Here is a 17,874-nt window from a genome sequence, read left to right on the forward strand (position 1 = left end):
TCCAAATTCCCAACGAAAAAAATGCCAGTCAGCTCTTAACTGACTGGCATTGGCCCCTGAGTGCCGGCTTTTTACAGGGAGCTGTCTGGCTCAGTAGCGGCCACCGCCGTAGCCACCGTTGCCATAGCCCACGTCGGAGCGTGTGCTGGAGCGGTAGACCTGGGCGCCGTCGCCGCCTGCGCCACGGCTGTCTTCGCGGGGACGCGCCAGGTTGACCACAATCGTGCGGCCATCCACGGAGACGCCGTGCAGTGCGGAGATGGCGGCCTGCGCCACTTCGGCGTTGACCCTTTCGACAAAACCGAAGCCTTTGGATCGACCGGTTTCGCGGTCCATCATGACCTTGGCGGAGGAGACACCGGCAAATTCGGCGAAGTTGCTTTCCAGGCTGGAATCGGTCACGGAGTAGGGAAGGTTGCCCACGTAGATCTTGGCGCTCATAGGGGGAGTTTTTCTGAAGAATGCTGGCGCGCCAGCAAGAGCGCGCCGTGGGGAGGCGGTTGTGCGAATCAGGAATCCGCGGCAACCGGGAGGGGGATTCAGGATGCGTTCGGGCCTTGCGGTGCTTTGTCAGCACGCAGGCGGGTGCGCCATGCTCGCTTGCAGCCAGCCTTGGGTGACGGCAAAAAGCCGTGCGGCTTCGCGCGAGGCAAAGGCTTTGTCGAAGCGGAACACGCGGCTGTAGCTGCCGTTGCCCTGGGATCGGTGGACGGAAAACGAGGCGCGGAAGAAGCGGCCGCAGTCGGTCGGATGTGTCGAGGGCGAAACGACGAACGGGCCCATGGAAATGGCTGTCTGTGAAATGGTGTGCACTCAGTCTGGAACGCAAGCGCTTAAGGCAGCCTGCGTGAGCATCGAACGGACTCGGTGGACTGCAGCTCGACAGATCCCTGGGGCGACAAAGGTCGCAAAGATCAGCCTGCAGGGGACGGCGAGTCGCCGCGGTGCGCAGGCGTTGCGGTGACGAAACTGGTCAGGACACGTGACTGCAACTGAGGTGATTATATTTCAATCTGTAATGTAGTTTGTCATCCATATTCTTTGGGGTTTTAAAAGCGCGGAATCCCCGGTAGGACGGGAATCACCCGCAGTGGCCTTGGGCGGCCGCTCGGGAGCGAAATGCGCCAGGAAAGACAAAACATGAACTCTCCTATTGATAGCAGCTGGCGCATATGGAATAAGCGCTAAGGGCCGAAAAGGCTTGAAATATCGCACTGCCGGCCAGTCAGACCCTCACTGCGATGAAGCTCCATTGCGCGCTCCGCCGCCGCTCTGCCCTCGCGTGCAATAGCTGCGCAGCCCGTGCACACCATCGACCCGGACTCATGCATGGCGGCCAAGCCCCGTCCTGGTATTGCTTGTGGCTATATCCATATCCCCAGTCGTCAGTTCATTTCGCAAATTGCGGCCACTAGACTTGACTTGCGCAAATACCGGCCGTCACGGCATGGCCCCCCACGGGCCGGCGCAACTGCCTGGCGGCAGGCGCATTCGCACATGCGGATGGCAGCCCGCAGCTGCTTACCCGTCAAAACAATGAAGGAGACTGTCATGAAAAAAATCACCTCGCTGCGCCGCCTCGCGGTGGCCCTGCTCGTTTCGGGCGTGTCGCTGCACGCGGCCGCCCAGGCTTATGCCGACCGCACGATCCGCGTGGGCCACCAGGCCCAGCCCGATGCTCCCATCTCGCAAGCCGCACGCAAGTTCGCCGAACTGGTGGCCGAAAAGAGCGGTGGGCGCCTGAAGATCAAGGAATTCCCCGCCTCGCAGCTGGGCAACGAAGCCCAGCAGCTGGGCGCGCTGCGCGGCGGCACGCAGGAACTCTTCATTCCTACCACCACTTCGCTCGCGTCCGTGATCAAGGAATTCGGCCTGCTGGACTTCCCCTTCCTTGTCTCCACGACGGCGCAGGCCGAAGCGCTGCTTGACGGGCCTGCTGGCGCCGCGCTGCTCGAGCGGTTGCCCGCCAAGGGTCTCATCGGCCTGGGGTACTGGGAGAACGGCTTTCGCAACGTCACCAACAGCGCACGGCCGATCCAGAAGCCAGAGGATTTCGCAGGGCTCAAGCTGCGGGTGATCCCCAACCCCGTGTTCATCGAAGCCTTCAAGGCCTTGGGCGCCAACCCGACGCCGCTGGCCTTCGGCGAGCTGTACGGCGCGCTCGAATCGCGGGCCGTGGACGGCCAGGAGAACCCCTACGTGCTGATCGACACCTCGAAGTTCTATGAGGTGCAGAAGTTCGCCAGCAACACCAACCACGTCTACAGCCCGCTGATCGTGCTGGCCGGCAAGCCTTTCTGGGACAAGCTCTCCGACAGCGAACGGCAGATCCTGCAGGCCGCCTTCAAAGAGGCGCAGGCCTACCAGCGCGCGCTCAGCCGCCAGGCGACCACCTCGGCGATGGCGGAAGTGAAGGCCAAGGGCATGAAGATCAACGACGTAAGCCCCGCCGAGTTGCAGCGCATGGAGGCCGTGGTGCGCCCCGTCACCGACAAGTTCGCCGCCACGTACGACCCGGCGATCACGCGCGGCTTCTTCGCCGAACTGCAGAAGATCAAGCAGAAATAACCAACAGGCGTGCCCGGTCGCGGCGTGCAAGCGCGCTTCGGCCGGTCTGTGCGCGTGCACGGATGTACGCACTGGCCGGTGGCTTCGGCCTTTATTAAAAACCATAACAACACAGCGACCTTCGCTCAGGGGACGATCTCGTGCGAAAAATCATCGACATCTATTGCGGCATCTTCGAATTCCTGATCGCGCTCATGCTGGCGCTGATGGTGATCCTGGTCTTCGGCAACGTGGTGCTGCGCTACGGCTTCAACTCCGGCATCGCGATCTCCGAAGAAGTGGCCCGCTGGCTCTTCATCTGGATCACCTTCCTGGGCGCCGTGGTGGCCCTGCGAGAACGGGCGCACCTGGGCGTGGACATGCTGGTGTCGCGGCTCCCCGTGGCGGGCAAAAAGCTCTGCCTGGCGGCCAGCTACGCCTGCATGCTCTACATCCTGTGGCTGTTGTATGAAGGCAGTCTGGCGCAGGTGCGCATCAACTGGGACACCGAAGCGCCCGTCACCGGCGCCTCCATGGCCATCGTGTATGCCGCCGGGGCGGTCTTCGCCGTTTGTGCTGCCCTCATCTTGCTGACGGATGGCGTCCGGCTGCTGACAGGCCGGATGTCGGTGGACGAGCTGGTGGCCATCCAGGAGTCCGAAGAAGCCGGTGCCCTGGCCCAGGCGCTCGGTCCGCACGGGTCGCTAGGCGCGCTCGGCACCTCTCCCGCCGCCCCCGCTGGTGGCTCCCAACACTCCACACGTTCCTGATCATGATCATCGCGGTTTTTCTTGTGTCGCTGCTGCTAGCGATGGCCATCGGCATGCCTATTTCCTTCGCGTTGTTGGCCAGCGGCGTGGCCCTCATGTGGCAGTTGGACCTGTTCGATGCGCAGATCCTCATCCAGAACCTGATCGGCGGGGCCGACAGTTTTCCGCTGCTGGCCGTGCCGTTCTTCATGCTGGCGGGCGAAATCATGAATGTGGGCGGGCTGTCCAAACGCATCGTCAACCTGGCGCTGTCGCTGGTCGGCCACGTGCGCGGCGGCCTGGGCTACGTGACCATCATGGCCGGTTGTCTGCTGTCCGCGCTGTCCGGTTCGGCCGTGGCTGACGCGGCGGCGCTCACGGCACTGCTGCTCCCCATGATGGTGAAAGCCGGGCACGACAAGGCCCAGGCTGGCGGCCTGATTGCAGCCACAGGCGTCATCGGCCCGGTCATCCCGCCGAGCATCGGGCTCGTCATCTTCGGCGTAGCGGCCAACGTGTCCATCTCCAAGCTGTTCATGGCGGCCATCGTGCCGGGCCTGCTGATCGGCGGTGCTTTGTGGGTGACCTGGGCCTGGCTGGTGCGGCGTGAAAAGATCCAGCCGCCGCCGCGCAAGTCCATGCGCGAAGTCCTGGCCGCTGCGCGCGAGGCCAGCTGGGCGCTGCTGCTGCCGATCATCATCCTCGTCGGCCTGCGCATGGGCGTGTTCACGCCGACGGAAGCCGCCGTGGTGGCCGCAGTCTATGCCTTCGTGGTGGCGACCTTCGTGTACCGCGAACTCACGCTGCGCCAGCTTTACCGCGTCTTCGTGGGTGCTGCCAAGACCAGCGCCATCGTGATGTTCCTGATCGCCGCCGCCATGGTGAGCGCCTGGCTCATCACCGTGGCCGACCTGCCCTCCAAGGTGGTGGGCCTGCTGGAGCCCTTCATGGGCAACAAGATTCTGCTGATGGCCGCCATCATGGTGCTGGTGATGGTCGTCGGCACGGCGATGGATATGACGCCCACCATCCTGATCCTCACGCCCATCCTGATGCCGGTGGTCAACGCGGCGGGCATCGATCCGGTGTATTTCGGCGTGATGTTCATCATCAATAACTCCATCGGCCTGATCACGCCGCCCGTGGGCGTGGTGCTGAACGTGGTGGCCGGCGTGGGCAAGATGCGCATGGACGATGTCACGCGCGGCGTGCTGCCCTTCATGCTGGCCGAGTTCGCGGTCATGTTCCTGATGATCTTCTTCCCCATCCTGGTCACGGGGCCTGCGCGCTGGTTCCATGGGTGACGGCTGACGCCGGGCCCACGAGCCTGCGCCGGTCGACGGGAGCGCTGCGGCGCCCCGGGCTCACGGCCTGAAGACTCGCAAGAGGTCTTCAGGCCGTTTCTTCTTGGCTAGCGCTCGGGTCGGAACGGGCGCGGGCCGGACGCAAAAAAAGGGCCGGACCGCCAGGGCCCGGCCCGAAGGACCGCGGTATCACCGGCCGGGCGGCTCGCGATGCTCGTCGCAGCACACCGCCCGCCAGCGATACCGCGTCGAGGTCTGGCCGATGCCGGGATTGAAGGTGTTGGTCGGATCCAGGCTGCGGTAGAAGCCCTCGAGCACCGGGCCTGCGCGGTAGATGTGACCGACGTTGTGTTCGGCCGGGTACTTCGCGCCGCGCGCGTCCAGAAGCGCCAGCACGCGCTCCTTGAACTGCGCGCAGTCCACGCCCTTCTTCACCAGGTATTCCTGGTGCATCACGTGGCAGAAGAAATGTCCGCAGTACATGGGCTGCTCGACCTGCGCAGCCAGCTCCGGCGGCAGGATCTCGAACCAGTCCAGCGCATTGCGCGGCAGCGCGATGTCCAGCGCCACCACGTCTTCCACCGTGTCGGCATGCACCGCCCGGTAGCGGTTGGTGGCGTTGCCGACGGCAAAGCGGTTCAGGAAGGCCGCGCCGGCCTCCTCCTCATTGCATTCGAAGAAGCCTGCCTCCGGGCGTTCGGCCATGAAGGTCTGCAGATAGGCACGCGTTTCCTCGATGCCCGCGTCGCTTACCTTCAAGAGCAGGTGGTGCGCGTAGCTGTCGCGAAAAGCGTTCATGCGCGCAGGCAGGTGTTCGGGCATCCGGTTGGCGAGCCGCTGCAGCAGGCGGTCGGCCAGGTTCCGCCCCAGCCCGCAGCGCTCGGCGAGCGCGTCGAAACGGCTCTTGAGCGCGAAGGCCAGCGGCACGCGCGCGGTGCCCAGTTTGCGGATGTAGACGAACAGGTCCTTGCCGTAGGTGCGGCTCAGATCGTAGGCCGAGCGGTGCATGTACTCGGCCGCCACGGGCAGGGAAGCGAAGCGGGCCAGCATGTGGCGGCGCAGGTCCGCGAGGTCGCGCGGCTGGTTGGTGCCGATGTAGAACACGCGGGTGTCCGTATCCGCCGCGAAGGTGTCCAGGCGCACCGCGAAGACGGCGATTTTGCCGGCGGAGCCCGAGGCCTCGTAGAGGCGGCGCGGGTCGGCGTTGTAGCGTGCTGGCTCGCTGGAATCGATGTCGCGCACATGCTGCGCGTACTCGCGGTCAGAGGCCATGCGGCCGGGTTCGGCCGGCAGGTCGTCGCGAGCGAAACGGCCACTGTCCAGGTTGGCGAGGATCTGCTCGGGATTGTCACCGAGTGCTATGCCCAGGTGGTTGACGAGCCGCAGTTGGCCGTCCTCGTCGATGCAAGCGAAGAGCGAGAACTGCGTGAAGGCAGGACCGCGCCGGATGAGCGAGCCCCCGGAGTTGTTGCAGATGCCGCCTGTCACCGAGGCGCCGATGCAACTCGACCCGATCACGGAATGCGGCTCGCGGCCCAGCGGCTTGAGCCTGCGTTCGAGCTGTTCGAGCGTGACGCCGGGCTGGGCCAGCACCTGCTCGCCGCGCTGCAGCAGGTCCAGCTGCTTGAGCCGCAGCATGTTGATGAGCACTACCGGGCGGTCGTAGCCGCCCTCCATCGGTGTGGAGCCGCCCGTGAGGCCTGTGTTGGCGGCCTGGCAGAGGATGATGGTGCCGGCGGCGTGGCAGGCCTTCAGCGTGTGCCACAGCTGCGTCAGGCTGCCGGGGCGCACCACGGCCAGCACGTCGCCGCCGCCGTAGCGAAAGCCGCTGCGGTAGCGGCGCGTGGACGCATCGCCCGTCAGCACATGGCCGCCGCCGACGATCTCCTTGAGTCGGGCCAGCAGGTCGGAGGGTGCGAGGGCGGCTGCCGGTGGCATGGCCGTCATGCGCGGACGGGCGCGCCGTCGACCAGCCGCCAGAGGCCCAGCGGGTTGGCCTGCTGCAGCGCCTCGGGCAGCAGGGCGTCGGGCAGGTCCTGGTAGCACACGGGTCGCAGGAAGCGGTCAATGGCACTGGCGCCCACCGAGGTGAACATTGCGTTGGAAGTCGACGGATACGGCCCACCGTGCACCATGGCATGGCACACCTCCACGCCCGTCGGGAAGCCGTTGACCAGCAACCGGCCGGCCCTGCGCTCTAGCACCGGCAGCAGGCGGCGGGCCAGCGGATGGTCCGCGTCTTCAAGATGCAGGGTGGCAGTGAGCTGGCCTTCCAGCTGCTCGGCCACGGCGATCAGCTCATCCGCGTCCTTCGCTCGCACCACCAGCGATGCGGGGCCGAAAACCTCGGACGACAGCGCAGGCTGCTCCATCAAGGTACGGGCGTCGGTGATGAACAGCGCGGCCTGCGCGGCGTTGTGTAAGGTGCTCGCAGTCTGGCCCTCGGCCACCCGCTGCACGCCTGGCGTGGCGGCCATCGTCTCCACGCCACTGCGGTAGGCGCCATGGATGCCAGCGGTCAGCATGGTCTGCGCGCTCTTGCGTTCCAGGGCCTCAGCCGCGGATTGCACGAATCGGTCCAGATCCGGTCCGTCGATGCCCAGCACCAGGCCGGGGTTGGTGCAGAACTGGCCGGCGCCCATGGTGAGCGAGTCGGCAAAAGCCTGTCCGATGGCGTCAGCGCGCTGCGCCAGGGCGGCGGGCAGCAGAAAGACTGGGTTGATGGCGCTCATCTCGGCATAGACGGGAATCGGCTCGGGCCGGCGGTTGGCGATGGCCACCAGGGCCAGGCCGCCTTGGCGCGAGCCGGTAAAGCCCACGGCCTTGATGGCGGGATGGGCCACCAGCGCCTCGCCGATGCTGCGGCCGGCGCCGATCAGCAGCGAGAACACGCCTTCGGGCAGGCCCTGCTCGCGCACCGCGTTCTGGATGGCACGGCCCACCAGCTCGGACGTGCCCAGGTGGGCGCCGTGCGCCTTCACCACCACGGGCGCGCCGGCGGCGAGGGCCGAGGCCGTATCGCCCCCGGCCACCGAGAACGCGAGCGGGAAGTTGCTGGCGCCGAACACCGCCACGGGGCCGAGCGGCACCTTGGCAAGCCGCAGGTCCGCGCGCGGCATTGGCTGGCGCTGCGGCTGGGCGGGGTCGATGGTGGCGTGCAGGAAATGGCCGTCGCGCACCACGCTGGCGAACAGACGCAGTTGGCCGACGGTGCGGCCGCGCTCACCCGTCAGGCGCGCCAGCGGCAGGCCGGTTTCGGCATGGGCGCGCTCCAGCAGCGCATCGCCCAGCGCCATGATGTTGTCGGCGATGGCTTCCAGGAAGGCGGCGCGGCGCGCGAGCGGCAGCGCGCGGTATTCGTCGAAGGCCGATGCCGCCAGGCTTGCGGCGCGGTCCACGTCGGCGGCCGTGCCGAAGCCGAACAGTGGCTCGGCGATCTCGGCATTCGTGGCGGGGTTGAAGGCCCGCTGGCCTCCGGCGGTGCCGGCGACCGCAGCGGCGCCGATCAGCATCTTGCCCGTGAGGGTCGTGGTCATGGTCATGGCGGACTCGTTGTGAAAAAGAAAACGGGACAACCACCGGGAGCGCCGGTGGCGGTATCGCCGCCCGCACCCTGGGCGGGCAGAAGCGCTCACATCGCTGCTTCGATCAGGCGGGCGTAGTCGTCCGCGCTCGCTTCGCGCGGGTTGGTCTTGTGGCTGTGGTCGGCCAGCGCGCCGGTGACGATGCGTTGCGTCAGGTCGGCCGTCACGCCCGTCGCGCCCAGGCCGGCCGGGAGCCGGAGCCTGCGCGACATGTCCTGGATCGCGTCCTCCACCGACACGTGCGCCGGCAGGCCCATGGCCTGCGCCAGGCGGTCGATCTTCTCGTCGCGCACCACCGTCTCCGCCGCGCGGTTGAAGCGCACCACCGCCGGCAGCAGCACCGCATTGAGGGTGCCGTGGTGCAGGCGCGGGTCGATACCGCCCAGCGAATGGCTGAGGCTGTGCACACAGCCCAGGCCTTTCTGAAAGGCCAGCGCACCCTGCAGCGACGCGCTCATCATGTTGGTGCGGGCCGCGATGTCGCTTGGCTCGTGGAAGGCGGTTTCGATGTTCTTCCAGGCGCGGCGCAGGCCGTCCAGGGCGATGCCTTCGGCGGGCGGGTTGAAGCTGGGCGCGAGGAAGGTCTCGATGCAGTGCGCCACGGCGTCCATGCCGGTGGCGGCCGTCAGGCCCGGCGGCAGGCCCACGGTCAGCGTCGGGTCGCACAGCGCCACCTTGGGGATGACGTAGGGCGAGATGATGCCCACCTTGCGGCCATCGTCCAGGATGATGATCGCGCCGCGCCCGACCTCGCTGCCCGTGCCCGCCGTAGTGGGAATGGCCACCACCGGCACCGTGGCCGCCGTGATGCGGGCAAGCCCGCCCTCGATCAGCGCGAACTGGCGCAGCGGCCCCGGATGGCGGGCCGACACGGCCACGGCCTTGGCGAGGTCGATGGACGAGCCGCCACCCACGGCGATGATGCCGTCGCAGCCTGCTTCATGGAAGCTTGCCACCCCTTCGCGCGCCGCCGCCTCGGTGGGGTTGGAGGGCGTGCCGTCAAACACGTGAAAGTGCGGCAGGTCGTTCACGGCAAGGATGCGCTCGATCAACCCCGCCGCAACCACGCCCTTGTCGGTGATGAAGAGCGGTTTTTTGAAGCCGAGTGCCTGGCACACCTGTGCCAGCTCAGCGGCACTGCCCGCGCCGAAGCGGATTTCCGTCACGTAGTTGATCATCGCCATCGTTTATCTCCTGATATCAAGAATTTTCATATTCATCCGTCAATCGCGGAAGTCTATGAGTGAGGCGACGTCGAATAAACTAACCGTTATCGATATAGCTATAACTCCAAGTCAATGCAGAGCCCTTACAACCTCAACTCTGTGATGTCGCGTCTGCATGCCAGGCAGCTGCGGTTGCTGATCGCGGTGGCGGAGCAGGGCTCGCTGCTGGCGGCGGCGGACCGCGTGGGGCTGACGCAACCCGGGGCTAGCAAGGCGTTGAAGGAGCTGGAGTCCACGCTCAACGCGCCGCTCTTCATGCGCACCAACCGCGGGCTTGTGCCTACGGAAGCGGGAACCTGCGCGGTGCGCTTCGCGCGGCTGATCCAGTCCGACATCAGCCACTTGCAGCAGGAGCTGAGCGCCATCGCCAGTGGCGCAGGTGGCCGCATTGCCGTAGGCACCATCATGGGCGCAGTGCCGCTCCTGACGCGGGCGCTCACGCAGCTGATGGACCAGCAGCCGGACATCTCGGTGGAGATCGTCGAGGACACCAGCGAAAGTCTGCTCGCGCTCATCGACCAGGGGCGGCTGGACGCGGCCATCTGCCGCTCGTCGGTCAGTCCCAAACCCCACCTGTACGACACTGTCGTGGTCAAGAATGAGTCTCTCGCCGTCATCGCGCACCAGGCGCATCCGGCGGCGGGCCTGGCATCGATCACGCTGGAGGATCTGTCTGCCAGCCGCTGGGTGGTGTACCGCGCGCACATGCCAATGCGCCGCACGCTGGAGCGCGAATTCTTCGAAGAGAACCTGTCATTTCCGACGCATCTGATCGAGACCACATCCGCGCTGGCCACGCTTTCGCTGCTGAGCCACAACCCCAATCTGGTGGCCCTGGTGTCGGACGACGTGGCCGACTACGTCTGCCAGCACGGCATGGTCGCCCGCCTGCCGCTGCGGCTCAAGTCGCGCAGCGAGCCGTACGAACTCATCGCGCGGCGCAACGCGCACCGCCATCCGGCGCTGACGCTGCTGATCGATTCGCTGCTGGCCTTGCGTGCCGTTGCCGAAGAGGCCCCAGCGGCGCCCTGAACCGCCGCTTCTTACAATTGCGCCATGCAGCAGATCACCTACACCCGCGCCCAGCAGCTTCCCAACATCCTCGCCCAACGCATCGTCATCCTTGACGGTGCCATGGGCACCATGATCCAGCGCTTCAAGCTGGGTGAGGCACAGTACCGGGGCGAGGGCTACACCGGGCCAGACGGTGCAGGTGACCGGTTCAAGGACTTTCCCCGCGATGTGAAGGGCAACAACGAGTTGCTGAGCCTGACGCGCCCCGATGTGATCCGCGACATCCACGAGCGCTACCTGGCCGCTGGTGCCGACCTGATCGAGACCAACACCTTCGGCGCCACCACCGTGGCGCAGGAGGACTACCACATGGCCCACCTGGCGCGCGAGATGAACCTGCGCTCCGCCCAATTGGCGCGCGCAGCTTGCGACAAGTATTCGACGCCCGACAAGCCCCGATTCGTCGCCGGAGCCCTCGGCCCCACGCCCAAGACGGCCAGCATCAGCCCCGATGTGAACGACCCCGGCGCCCGCAACATCGACTTTGAAACCCTGCGCGCTGCCTACTACGAGCAGACCGAAGCGCTGGTCGAAGGCGGCGCCGACGTGCTGCTGGTCGAAACCATCTTTGACACCTTGAATGCCAAGGCCGCGCTGTTTGCCATTGACGAATTCTTTGAAAAGAGCGGCGAGCGCTTGCCCCTCATCATCAGCGGCACGGTGACGGACGCCTCCGGCCGCATCCTCTCCGGCCAGACCGTCACCGCCTTCTGGCACAGCGTGCGCCACGCGCGCCCGCTGGCCATTGGCCTGAACTGCGCTTTGGGTGCCACGCTGATGCGCCCCTACATCCAGGAGCTCAACCGCGTGGCCGAGGACACCTTCATCAGCTGCTACCCCAACGCCGGCTTGCCCAACCCCATGAGCGACACCGGCTTTGACGAGACGCCCGAGGTGACGAGCCGCTTGGTGCATGAATTTGCCGCCGAAGGACTGGTCAACATCGTGGGCGGCTGCTGTGGCACCACACCCGACCACATTGGCGCCATTGCCAAGGCGGTCGAGAAAGTGCCTGCGCGCAAGATGTTTTACCCGGCCGAAGTTTGAGAAAAACCGGGTTTGTAAGAAAATACGGCCTCAGCGCTTGATCTGCAAGCGCTGCTAGCTATCAAAATAATAGCTATCATCCCCCGGCCAAAGGGCCTTGCCGCTGGGGGCTGCTGCAGGCGCCTTCACGGGTGGCGGCAGTCCGGGGTGCCGCATGTGCGGCACCTTGTTGTTTGTGCTTCGCTGGCCCCCACCGCCTTGATCCATGCTCTCCACTGCTGAAACCCCCACTGCCGCCGCCTTGCCTGTTGAAGCAGACGCGGCCACGCCCGCTGCCGATGCTGCGCTGGAACGCGAAGCCACCAAGCTCGAAAAGCGCCTGGTGCGCCAGGTGGCCCAGGCCATTGGCGACTTCGGCCTCATCGAAGACGGCGACAAGGTGATGGTGTGTGTGTCCGGCGGCAAAGACAGCTACGGCCTGCTCGATGTGCTGCGCATGCTGCAGCAGCGCAACGGCAACAAGTTCGAGCTGATCGCCGTCAACCTCGACCAGAAGCAGCCGGGCTTTCCGGCCCATGTGCTGCCCGAATACCTGACGAAGGTGGGCGTGCCCTTTCACATCGAAACGCAGGACACCTACAGCGTCGTCAAAGAGCACATCCCCGAAGGCAAGACCATGTGCAGCCTGTGCAGCCGCCTGCGCCGGGGCATTCTGTACCGCGTGGCCGATGAGCTGGGTGCCACCAAGATCGCGCTGGGCCACCACCGTGATGACATGCTGCAGACTTTCTTTCTGAACATGTTCTTCGGCGGCAAGCTCAAAGGCATGCCGCCCAAGGTGCAGAGCGACCGGGGCGACCACCTCATCATCCGCCCCCTGGCCTACGTGGCCGAAAGCGACCTCACGCGCTGGGCCGAGATTCGCAACTTCCCCATCATCCCCTGCACCCTGTGCGGCAGCCAGGAGAACCTGCAGCGCAAGCAGATCGGCCAGATGCTGCGCGACTGGCAACAGCTTTACCCTGGCCGCATCGAGAACATGGCCGTGGCGCTGCGCAACCTGGTGCCCTCGCACTTCATGGATACGCGCCAGTTTGACTTCAAGGGCCTGGTGCCCAACGGCATGGCCGACGCGGATGGCGACAAGGCGTTTGATGCCGAAGAACTTCCTGCACAGGCCGTGGGCATGCTCGGCGGCCTGCCCCTGATGCCCCGTTGAACCCGACCCCTGACGATTTTTAGATTGGGCCACCCCATGACCACGCTCAAAGCCCCCGAACTCCTCCTGCCCGCTGGCTCGCTCGACAAGATGCGCGCCGCCTACGACTTTGGCGCCGACGCGGTGTACGCCGGCCAGCCGCGCTACTCGCTTCGCGCGCGCAACAACGAGTTCCGCCTGGAGCAGATCAAGCAAGGCATCGACGAGGCCCACGCACGCGGCAAGAAGTTCTTTGTGACCAGCAACCTGATTGCGCACAACGACAAGATCCGCACCTACCTGCGCGACATCGAGCCCGTGATCGACTGCAAGCCTGACGCATTGATCATGGCCGACGCGGGCCTGATCATGATGGTCAAGGAAAAGTGGCCCGAGCAAGTGGTGCACCTCTCGGTGCAGGCCAACACCACCAACTGGGCGGCGGTGAAGTTCTGGCAAAAGATGGGTGTGGAGCGCATCATCCTCTCGCGCGAACTGAGCCTTCATGAAATCGAAAAAATCCGCCAGGAATGCCCCGACATGGAGCTGGAAGTGTTCGTGCACGGCGCGCTGTGCATTGCGTACTCGGGCCGGTGTTTGCTCAGCGGCTACTTCAACCACCGCGACCCCAACCAGGGCACCTGCACCAACGCCTGCCGCTGGAACTACGCCACGCACGACGCCGACATCGACCCCACCACGGGCGAAGCCATTGCGCAGAAGATGGAAGGCGATTTCAACTTCGAGGCCGCGCAGCAAAAGGCCGAGCAGGCCTTTGCATCCACCACCGGCAGCGGCCAGCGCCACCCCAAGGCCGACAAGGTCTACCTGATCGAAGAAGCGGGCCGCCCCGGCCAGCTCATGCCCATCATGGAAGACGAGCACGGCACCTACATCATGAACAGCAAGGACCTGCGCGCGGTGGAGCATGTGGCCCGCCTCACGCAGATCGGCGTGGATTCGCTCAAGATCGAAGGCCGCACCAAGAGCCTGTACTACGTGGCCCGCACCGCCCAGGTCTACCGCCGCGCGATTGACGACGCCGTTGCCGGGCGCCCCTTTAACCCCGAGCTGCTGATCGAGCTGGAAGGCCTGTCGAACCGCGGCTACACCGGCGGCCTGCTGGAGCGTCGCCCCAGCAACGACTACCAGAACTACATCAGCGGCCACTCCGTCACGCAGCGCAGCCAGTACGTGGGCGAGGTGCTGGGCACCGAGGGCCTGGCCGATGCGGGCCTGTCGGGCGACTGGGTGCTGGTGGAAACCAAGAACCACTTCGCCGTGGGCGACCTGATCGAGGGGGGGCACCCCCGGGGCAACACCCAAGGGCGGCTGGACCCGATGCGCAACGTGGAAGGCCAGCCCGTGCAAGTGGCCCAGGGCAGCCCCGTGCGTGTGTGGATTCCGCTGCCTGCGCGCTACAGCGGCGCACTGCTGGCGCGGGTCATCGAATCGCAACCGCCTGCGGCGGCCGCAGAGCCTGCACTCGCTGTCTAAGGTGCTTGGGGTCAGTGCTGGAAGGTTTTAGGAAAAAAGTGCCTCCAGCGCACAACCCATAAGCGCAACCAGCTATTTATTTGATAGCGAATCGGCGGGACGGTTGCCCGCAGCCTGAACTGCCCCGGCCCCCTGTTCACCGGGGCGGATCAGGGCCAGAATGCGTTCAGTTCCCACCTCCAGGCGCGGTTGCACATTGCAAAGGCGCCGGTGGCTGGTGGGTCATGCCACTGTTCATCGCTCCACCATGTCCATCCAGATGGATCCCCCCCGCAGCCCTGTGCCCGCCGTGGCGCAGGCGCTGGCCGAAGCCGCCTTGCAGCGGCAAAACATGCTGCTGGGCGCTGACAAGGGGGCGTCCGGCGTAGTGGTGCCCGGCGCTGGTGGCCCCGCGGGCGGTGTTCCACCTTTACCCGCGCCAAATCCCGCCGCCCCTTTGGCACCCCCGCCTTTGCCCGAGGGCGCCAGTGACCCGGCGCTGGCGGATCGTGTCAGCCTCTCACCCCGCGCCAGCCAAGCGCTGCAGGCGCAGGGCCAGACCCCCGCCGCTGCGCCGCCCACTGGGGCGGCCCCGCCAGGGCGTGGCGTGGCGGTGCCACCAGCGGCCATCCCTACCCTGGCTGCTGCGGGTGCCGGGGGCGTGACGGGTGCCGCGTGGGCTGCCAGCGGGGTGTCGCCCGCCATGCGGGGTTTGCTGGATGCGCTAGTGCAGCAACTGACCCCCGCAGCACCCCAGCGCGTGGTGGCGGTGCAGCCCTGGGGTGCGGGCCTGGGGGGCGCTGGCGGCCTGCCTGCAGACCCCGACCTGCCCCCGTTGCAAACCTGGCTGGTAGGCCAGGGCCTGTTGCACACCGAACAAGGGCCACGCGCATTCACCGCCACGCTGCGGGTGCCTGCTGCGTGGCTGCAGAGTTTGCCCGCCGCTTCGTCACCCTCCAGCCCCACGCCATCGGGCACGCTGCAGGCGGCTTTGGCGGGGCGCAGCCAGGCGCTCACCAGCGGGCTTTTTGCGCTGGTGCTGCAGCCAGGTGTGGGGGCGGGTGAGCGAGCGGCCGCCACCAGTGCCATGTTGTCGCTCGAATTGGCCCCCTGGCAGGGCGCCGCCGCGAGCGTGGTGTACGGGCGCGACCAGCTCCAGGCCCGCAACGACCCGTGGCTGCAGATGCTGGCGCTGCAGGCCAGCGGCTACGGACGCGAGGAGGAAGAGGCTGACCAGCGCCGCCGTGCGCGCGGCCATTGCGATACGCCCGGTTGCCCCTACGCAGGCCGTGCGCCCTGTGAGCAACCCTTTTGCCTGGCCATGCGCGTGGTGCCTGTGCAGGCCGTGCCCCCGGTGGGCGGGGTGTGATGCGGATTTGCCTTCACCCGTATCACGTCGTTGGTTCGCCTTGCCGTGCTACAGCACTGTCTGCGGCTTCCCGCCTAGTGATTCGGCTGAATCCAAAACCGTAACAATCCACCTTGGTGCGCCCATGCCATGGACATAAAAAAGCCGCCCCGTGGTGGGGGCGGCTTTGCCGGGCGCTTGTGGCGCACCTGGGTTCGTGGCGCTGGCGATGTGCCAGCCATGCGAACAATCAGACCAGGGCAGGACTCATGGATACAGGCCGCGCATTTCGCGGGCGTGCAGGATGCGCTGGCAGGCCACGATGAAGGTGGCGGTGCGCAGGCTCACCTTGTGCTCTTGCGCCACTTGCCAGATGCCCGCGAAGGCCTCTTGCATGATGCGCACCAGGCGGGCGTTGATCTCGTCCTCGCTCCAGAAGAAGCTGGAGAAGTCCTGCACCCATTCGAAGTAGCTCACCGTCACGCCGCCCGCGTTGGCGATCACGTCGGGCAGCACCAGCACGCCCTTGTCGTTCAGGATGTCGTCGGCCTCGGTGGTCGTGGGGCCGTTGGCGCCTTCGATCACCAGCTTGGCCTTGATCTTGCCGGCGTTGTCTTTGGTGATCTGGCCTTCCAGCGCGGCGGGGATCAGGATTTCGCAATCCACACCCCAGAACTCTTCGGCTTTCATCACTTCGGCGCCAGCAAAGCCGCCCACGCCGCCACGGGTTTTCACATGCGCCAGCAGCGCGGGCACATCCAGGCCCTTGCTGTTGAAGATGGTGCCGGTGTGGTCTTGCACAGCCACCACCTTGGCGCCCGCTTCGGCAAACAGCTTGGCCGCAATGCCGCCCACGTTGCCAAAGCCTTGCACGGCCACACGGGCACCGTCCAGCGCCAGGCCGGTCAGCTTGGCAGCTTCCACACCCACGGTGAACACGCCACGGCCTGTGGCTTCCACGCGGCCCAGCGAGCCACCGATGTCCACCGGCTTGCCGGTGACCACGCCGGTGGCGGTGGCGCCCACGTTCATGGAGTAGGTGTCCATCATCCAGGCCATGATCTGGCCATTGGTGTTGACGTCAGGTGCCGGGATGTCCTTGGTGGGGCCGATGAGCAGGCCGATCTCGCTGGTGTAGCGGCGCGTCAGGCGCTCCAGCTCACCCTTGGACAGCTTCTTGGGGTCCACGCGGATGCCGCCCTTGGCGCCGCCGTAGGGCACGTTCACCGCCGCGTTCTTCACCGACATCCAGGCCGACAGGGCCATGACTTCAGACAGCGTCACGTCCTGGTGGAAGCGCACACCGCCCTTGCCGGGGCCGCGGCTCAGGTTGTGCTGCACGCGGTAGCCTTCGTAGTGGGCGATGGTGCCGTTGTCCAATTCGATTGGCACGTCCACGACCAGGATGCGCTTGGGGCGCTTGAGTGTTTCGACCCAGCGCGCGAGGCTGCCGAGGTAAGGGGTGACGCGGTCTACCTGCTGCAGGTAGTTGCCCCAGGGGCCGAGGTGGTCAGCCTGCAGGTACGAAGGCAGCGGATGCGCAGAGGCGGCGGGTGTGCCAGAGGGATTCGACATGGGAATTTCCTTGTGGGATCGATTCAAGCCGCGAAGCTTATGCCTGTGGTCGAGCGGTGTCTAAGGCCAGTGTGTATGCCCCTTATGCATTCGTTGCATAACCGCCAGGGCGCCAGGATGCGGTTGTTTGCGTCAAAACAAAAACGGCACTTTTGTGCGGTTTTGCAGAGCGGAGGAGCAACGCTGGCGCCAGATGCCTGCTTTTGTGGCTTGCGCTTCATATTTGGCCGATAAACTCGACCGCCAAAGCGCTCCCTCGGCACCGTCGCACCCCAGCGCACCAGCCGCTCCTCTATTCAACAAGGTAAGCCCATGAGTTTGAACTGCCCCGCCTGCGCCATCGAAAACCGCGAGGGTGCCAAGTGCTGCAAAGACTGCGGTGCCCCGCTGGTGCAACACTGCCCCGAATGTGCTGCGCCGTGCAAGCTGGGTGCCAAGTTCTGCGGGCAGTGCGGCCATGCGTTCGCCACGGCAGCGGCTGCGGCAGCCGCTCCAGTGGCAGCAACTCCTGCCCCAGCACCGGTAGAGGAGCTGGATTTCGATTTTGATATGGACGGCCCCGCCGATCCCGAGGCCGACACCCGCCCGGCCCCGCTGGAGCCTTCGCCCGACAGCCCTTCAGACGAGGTGGATCTGCTGCTGGATACCCCCGCGGAGCCCGCTGCGCCCGCGCAGGACACCACTCTGGGTGCGGTCGCTGGCGCTGGCGCTGTCGCGACCACTGCGGTGGAGGTAGCGGACGTGGAGGAGACTGCTCCTGCTCCTGCTCCTGCTCCTGCTCCTGCTCCTGCTCCTGCTCCTGCTCC

General features: G+C 66.0%; 15 protein-coding genes. 9 read left to right on the forward strand and 6 right to left on the reverse strand.

The features are described 5' to 3' along the window. Positions 1-90: 90 nt before the first annotated feature. Both AADJ04_RS13840 and AADJ04_RS13845 read right to left on the reverse strand, forming a co-directional pair. Complete coding sequence (locus AADJ04_RS13840; protein ID WP_341239971.1) at positions 91-441, reverse strand: RNA-binding protein; 351 nt, start codon at positions 439-441, stop codon at positions 91-93. Between the two features lie 129 nt (positions 442-570). Next, positions 571-783 carry a hypothetical protein gene (locus AADJ04_RS13845; RefSeq protein WP_066690235.1) on the reverse strand — a complete coding sequence of 71 codons (213 nt, stop codon included), beginning with the start codon at positions 781-783 and terminating at the stop codon, positions 571-573. A gap of 768 nt (positions 784-1,551) precedes the next feature. Between AADJ04_RS13845 and AADJ04_RS13850 the strand changes: the two genes are divergently transcribed. The 3 genes from AADJ04_RS13850 (at position 1,552) to AADJ04_RS13860 (ending at position 4,600) form a co-directional block, all read left to right on the forward strand. Next, on the forward strand, positions 1,552-2,568 hold the full coding sequence (locus tag AADJ04_RS13850) for a TRAP transporter substrate-binding protein (RefSeq protein ID WP_066690233.1): 1,017 nt from the start codon (positions 1,552-1,554) through the stop codon (positions 2,566-2,568). Between the two features lie 140 nt (positions 2,569-2,708). Further along, positions 2,709-3,317 (forward strand): TRAP transporter small permease, encoded by a 609-nt coding sequence (locus AADJ04_RS13855; protein WP_060985978.1) that lies wholly within the window; start codon positions 2,709-2,711, stop codon positions 3,315-3,317. A 2-nt stretch (positions 3,318-3,319) separates the two neighbouring features. Continuing rightward, the gene (locus AADJ04_RS13860) at positions 3,320-4,600 is read left to right on the forward strand and encodes a TRAP transporter large permease subunit (RefSeq protein WP_338821203.1); all 1,281 of its coding nucleotides are present in this window, start codon (positions 3,320-3,322) and stop codon (positions 4,598-4,600) included. 189 nt (positions 4,601-4,789) lie between these two features. On the opposite strand, the gene dld is transcribed toward AADJ04_RS13860, so the two are convergent. From dld to AADJ04_RS13875, 3 genes are all read right to left on the reverse strand, one after another. Next, positions 4,790-6,547, reverse strand: coding sequence for a D-lactate dehydrogenase (gene dld, locus AADJ04_RS13865; protein ID WP_341239972.1), 1,758 nt, complete (start codon positions 6,545-6,547; stop codon positions 4,790-4,792). Continuing rightward, positions 6,544-8,142: an aldehyde dehydrogenase (NADP(+)) gene (locus tag AADJ04_RS13870; RefSeq protein ID WP_341239973.1), complete on the reverse strand. Its 1,599-nt coding sequence runs from the start codon at positions 8,140-8,142 to the stop codon at positions 6,544-6,546. The genes dld and AADJ04_RS13870 overlap by 4 nt, the downstream gene beginning before the upstream one ends. An 89-nt stretch (positions 8,143-8,231) precedes the next feature. Then, positions 8,232-9,368, reverse strand: coding sequence for an iron-containing alcohol dehydrogenase (locus AADJ04_RS13875; protein WP_341239974.1), 1,137 nt, complete (start codon positions 9,366-9,368; stop codon positions 8,232-8,234). Between the two features lie 144 nt (positions 9,369-9,512). Here AADJ04_RS13875 and AADJ04_RS13880 point away from each other — a divergent pair, with 144 nt between their 5' ends. The 5 genes from AADJ04_RS13880 (at position 9,513) to AADJ04_RS13900 (ending at position 15,514) form a co-directional block, all read left to right on the forward strand. Continuing rightward, the gene (locus tag AADJ04_RS13880) at positions 9,513-10,442 is read left to right on the forward strand and encodes a LysR family transcriptional regulator (RefSeq protein ID WP_341239975.1); all 930 of its coding nucleotides are present in this window, start codon (positions 9,513-9,515) and stop codon (positions 10,440-10,442) included. Positions 10,443-10,466: 24 nt separating this feature from the next. Then, positions 10,467-11,531: a homocysteine S-methyltransferase family protein gene (locus AADJ04_RS13885; RefSeq protein WP_341239976.1), complete on the forward strand. Its 1,065-nt coding sequence runs from the start codon at positions 10,467-10,469 to the stop codon at positions 11,529-11,531. A gap of 205 nt (positions 11,532-11,736) precedes the next feature. Beyond that, a complete protein-coding gene (gene ttcA / locus AADJ04_RS13890) occupies positions 11,737-12,690 on the forward strand; it encodes a tRNA 2-thiocytidine(32) synthetase TtcA (protein ID WP_341239977.1) in 954 nt (317 codons plus the stop codon). Positions 12,691-12,726: 36 nt separating this feature from the next. Further along, positions 12,727-14,166, forward strand: a complete 1,440-nt coding sequence (gene yegQ / locus AADJ04_RS13895; RefSeq protein WP_341239978.1) for a tRNA 5-hydroxyuridine modification protein YegQ — start codon at positions 12,727-12,729, stop codon at positions 14,164-14,166. 247 nt (positions 14,167-14,413) lie between these two features. Continuing rightward, on the forward strand, positions 14,414-15,514 hold the full coding sequence (locus tag AADJ04_RS13900) for a hypothetical protein (protein ID WP_341239979.1): 1,101 nt from the start codon (positions 14,414-14,416) through the stop codon (positions 15,512-15,514). A 246-nt stretch (positions 15,515-15,760) separates the two neighbouring features. Here the strand turns inward: AADJ04_RS13900 and AADJ04_RS13905 are convergent, their stop codons facing one another. After that, positions 15,761-17,068 carry a Glu/Leu/Phe/Val dehydrogenase gene (locus tag AADJ04_RS13905; protein ID WP_338821194.1) on the reverse strand — a complete coding sequence of 436 codons (1,308 nt, stop codon included), beginning with the start codon at positions 17,066-17,068 and terminating at the stop codon, positions 15,761-15,763. A 312-nt stretch (positions 17,069-17,380) separates the two neighbouring features. On the opposite strand from AADJ04_RS13905, the gene AADJ04_RS13910 reads away from it, so the two are divergent. Beyond that, a partial coding sequence (locus AADJ04_RS13910) for a zinc ribbon domain-containing protein (protein ID WP_341239980.1) occupies positions 17,381-17,874 on the forward strand: 494 nt, incomplete at its 3' end.

Origin of the sequence: uncultured Acidovorax sp., from assembly GCF_964021665.1 — a bacterium.
GTDB classification, from domain to species: domain Bacteria; phylum Pseudomonadota; class Gammaproteobacteria; order Burkholderiales; family Burkholderiaceae_C; genus Acidovorax; species Acidovorax temperans.

Coding starts and splice junctions, on each gene's coding strand:
- AADJ04_RS13885 (WP_341239976.1), top strand. CDS start 10,467: ATGCAGCAGATCACCTACACCCGCGCCCAGCAGCTTCCCAACATCCTC.
- AADJ04_RS13850 (WP_066690233.1), top strand. CDS start 1,552: ATGAAAAAAATCACCTCGCTGCGCCGCCTCGCGGTGGCCCTGCTCGTT.
- dld (WP_341239972.1), bottom strand. CDS start 6,547: ATGACGGCCATGCCACCGGCAGCCGCCCTCGCACCCTCCGACCTGCTG.
- AADJ04_RS13870 (WP_341239973.1), bottom strand. CDS start 8,142: ATGACCATGACCACGACCCTCACGGGCAAGATGCTGATCGGCGCCGCT.
- yegQ (WP_341239978.1), top strand. CDS start 12,727: ATGACCACGCTCAAAGCCCCCGAACTCCTCCTGCCCGCTGGCTCGCTC.
- AADJ04_RS13905 (WP_338821194.1), bottom strand. CDS start 17,068: ATGTCGAATCCCTCTGGCACACCCGCCGCCTCTGCGCATCCGCTGCCT.
- AADJ04_RS13860 (WP_338821203.1), top strand. CDS start 3,320: ATGATCATCGCGGTTTTTCTTGTGTCGCTGCTGCTAGCGATGGCCATC.
- AADJ04_RS13845 (WP_066690235.1), bottom strand. CDS start 783: ATGGGCCCGTTCGTCGTTTCGCCCTCGACACATCCGACCGACTGCGGC.
- AADJ04_RS13900 (WP_341239979.1), top strand. CDS start 14,414: ATGTCCATCCAGATGGATCCCCCCCGCAGCCCTGTGCCCGCCGTGGCG.
- AADJ04_RS13880 (WP_341239975.1), top strand. CDS start 9,513: ATGTCGCGTCTGCATGCCAGGCAGCTGCGGTTGCTGATCGCGGTGGCG.
- ttcA (WP_341239977.1), top strand. CDS start 11,737: ATGCTCTCCACTGCTGAAACCCCCACTGCCGCCGCCTTGCCTGTTGAA.
- AADJ04_RS13875 (WP_341239974.1), bottom strand. CDS start 9,368: ATGGCGATGATCAACTACGTGACGGAAATCCGCTTCGGCGCGGGCAGT.
- AADJ04_RS13840 (WP_341239971.1), bottom strand. CDS start 441: ATGAGCGCCAAGATCTACGTGGGCAACCTTCCCTACTCCGTGACCGAT.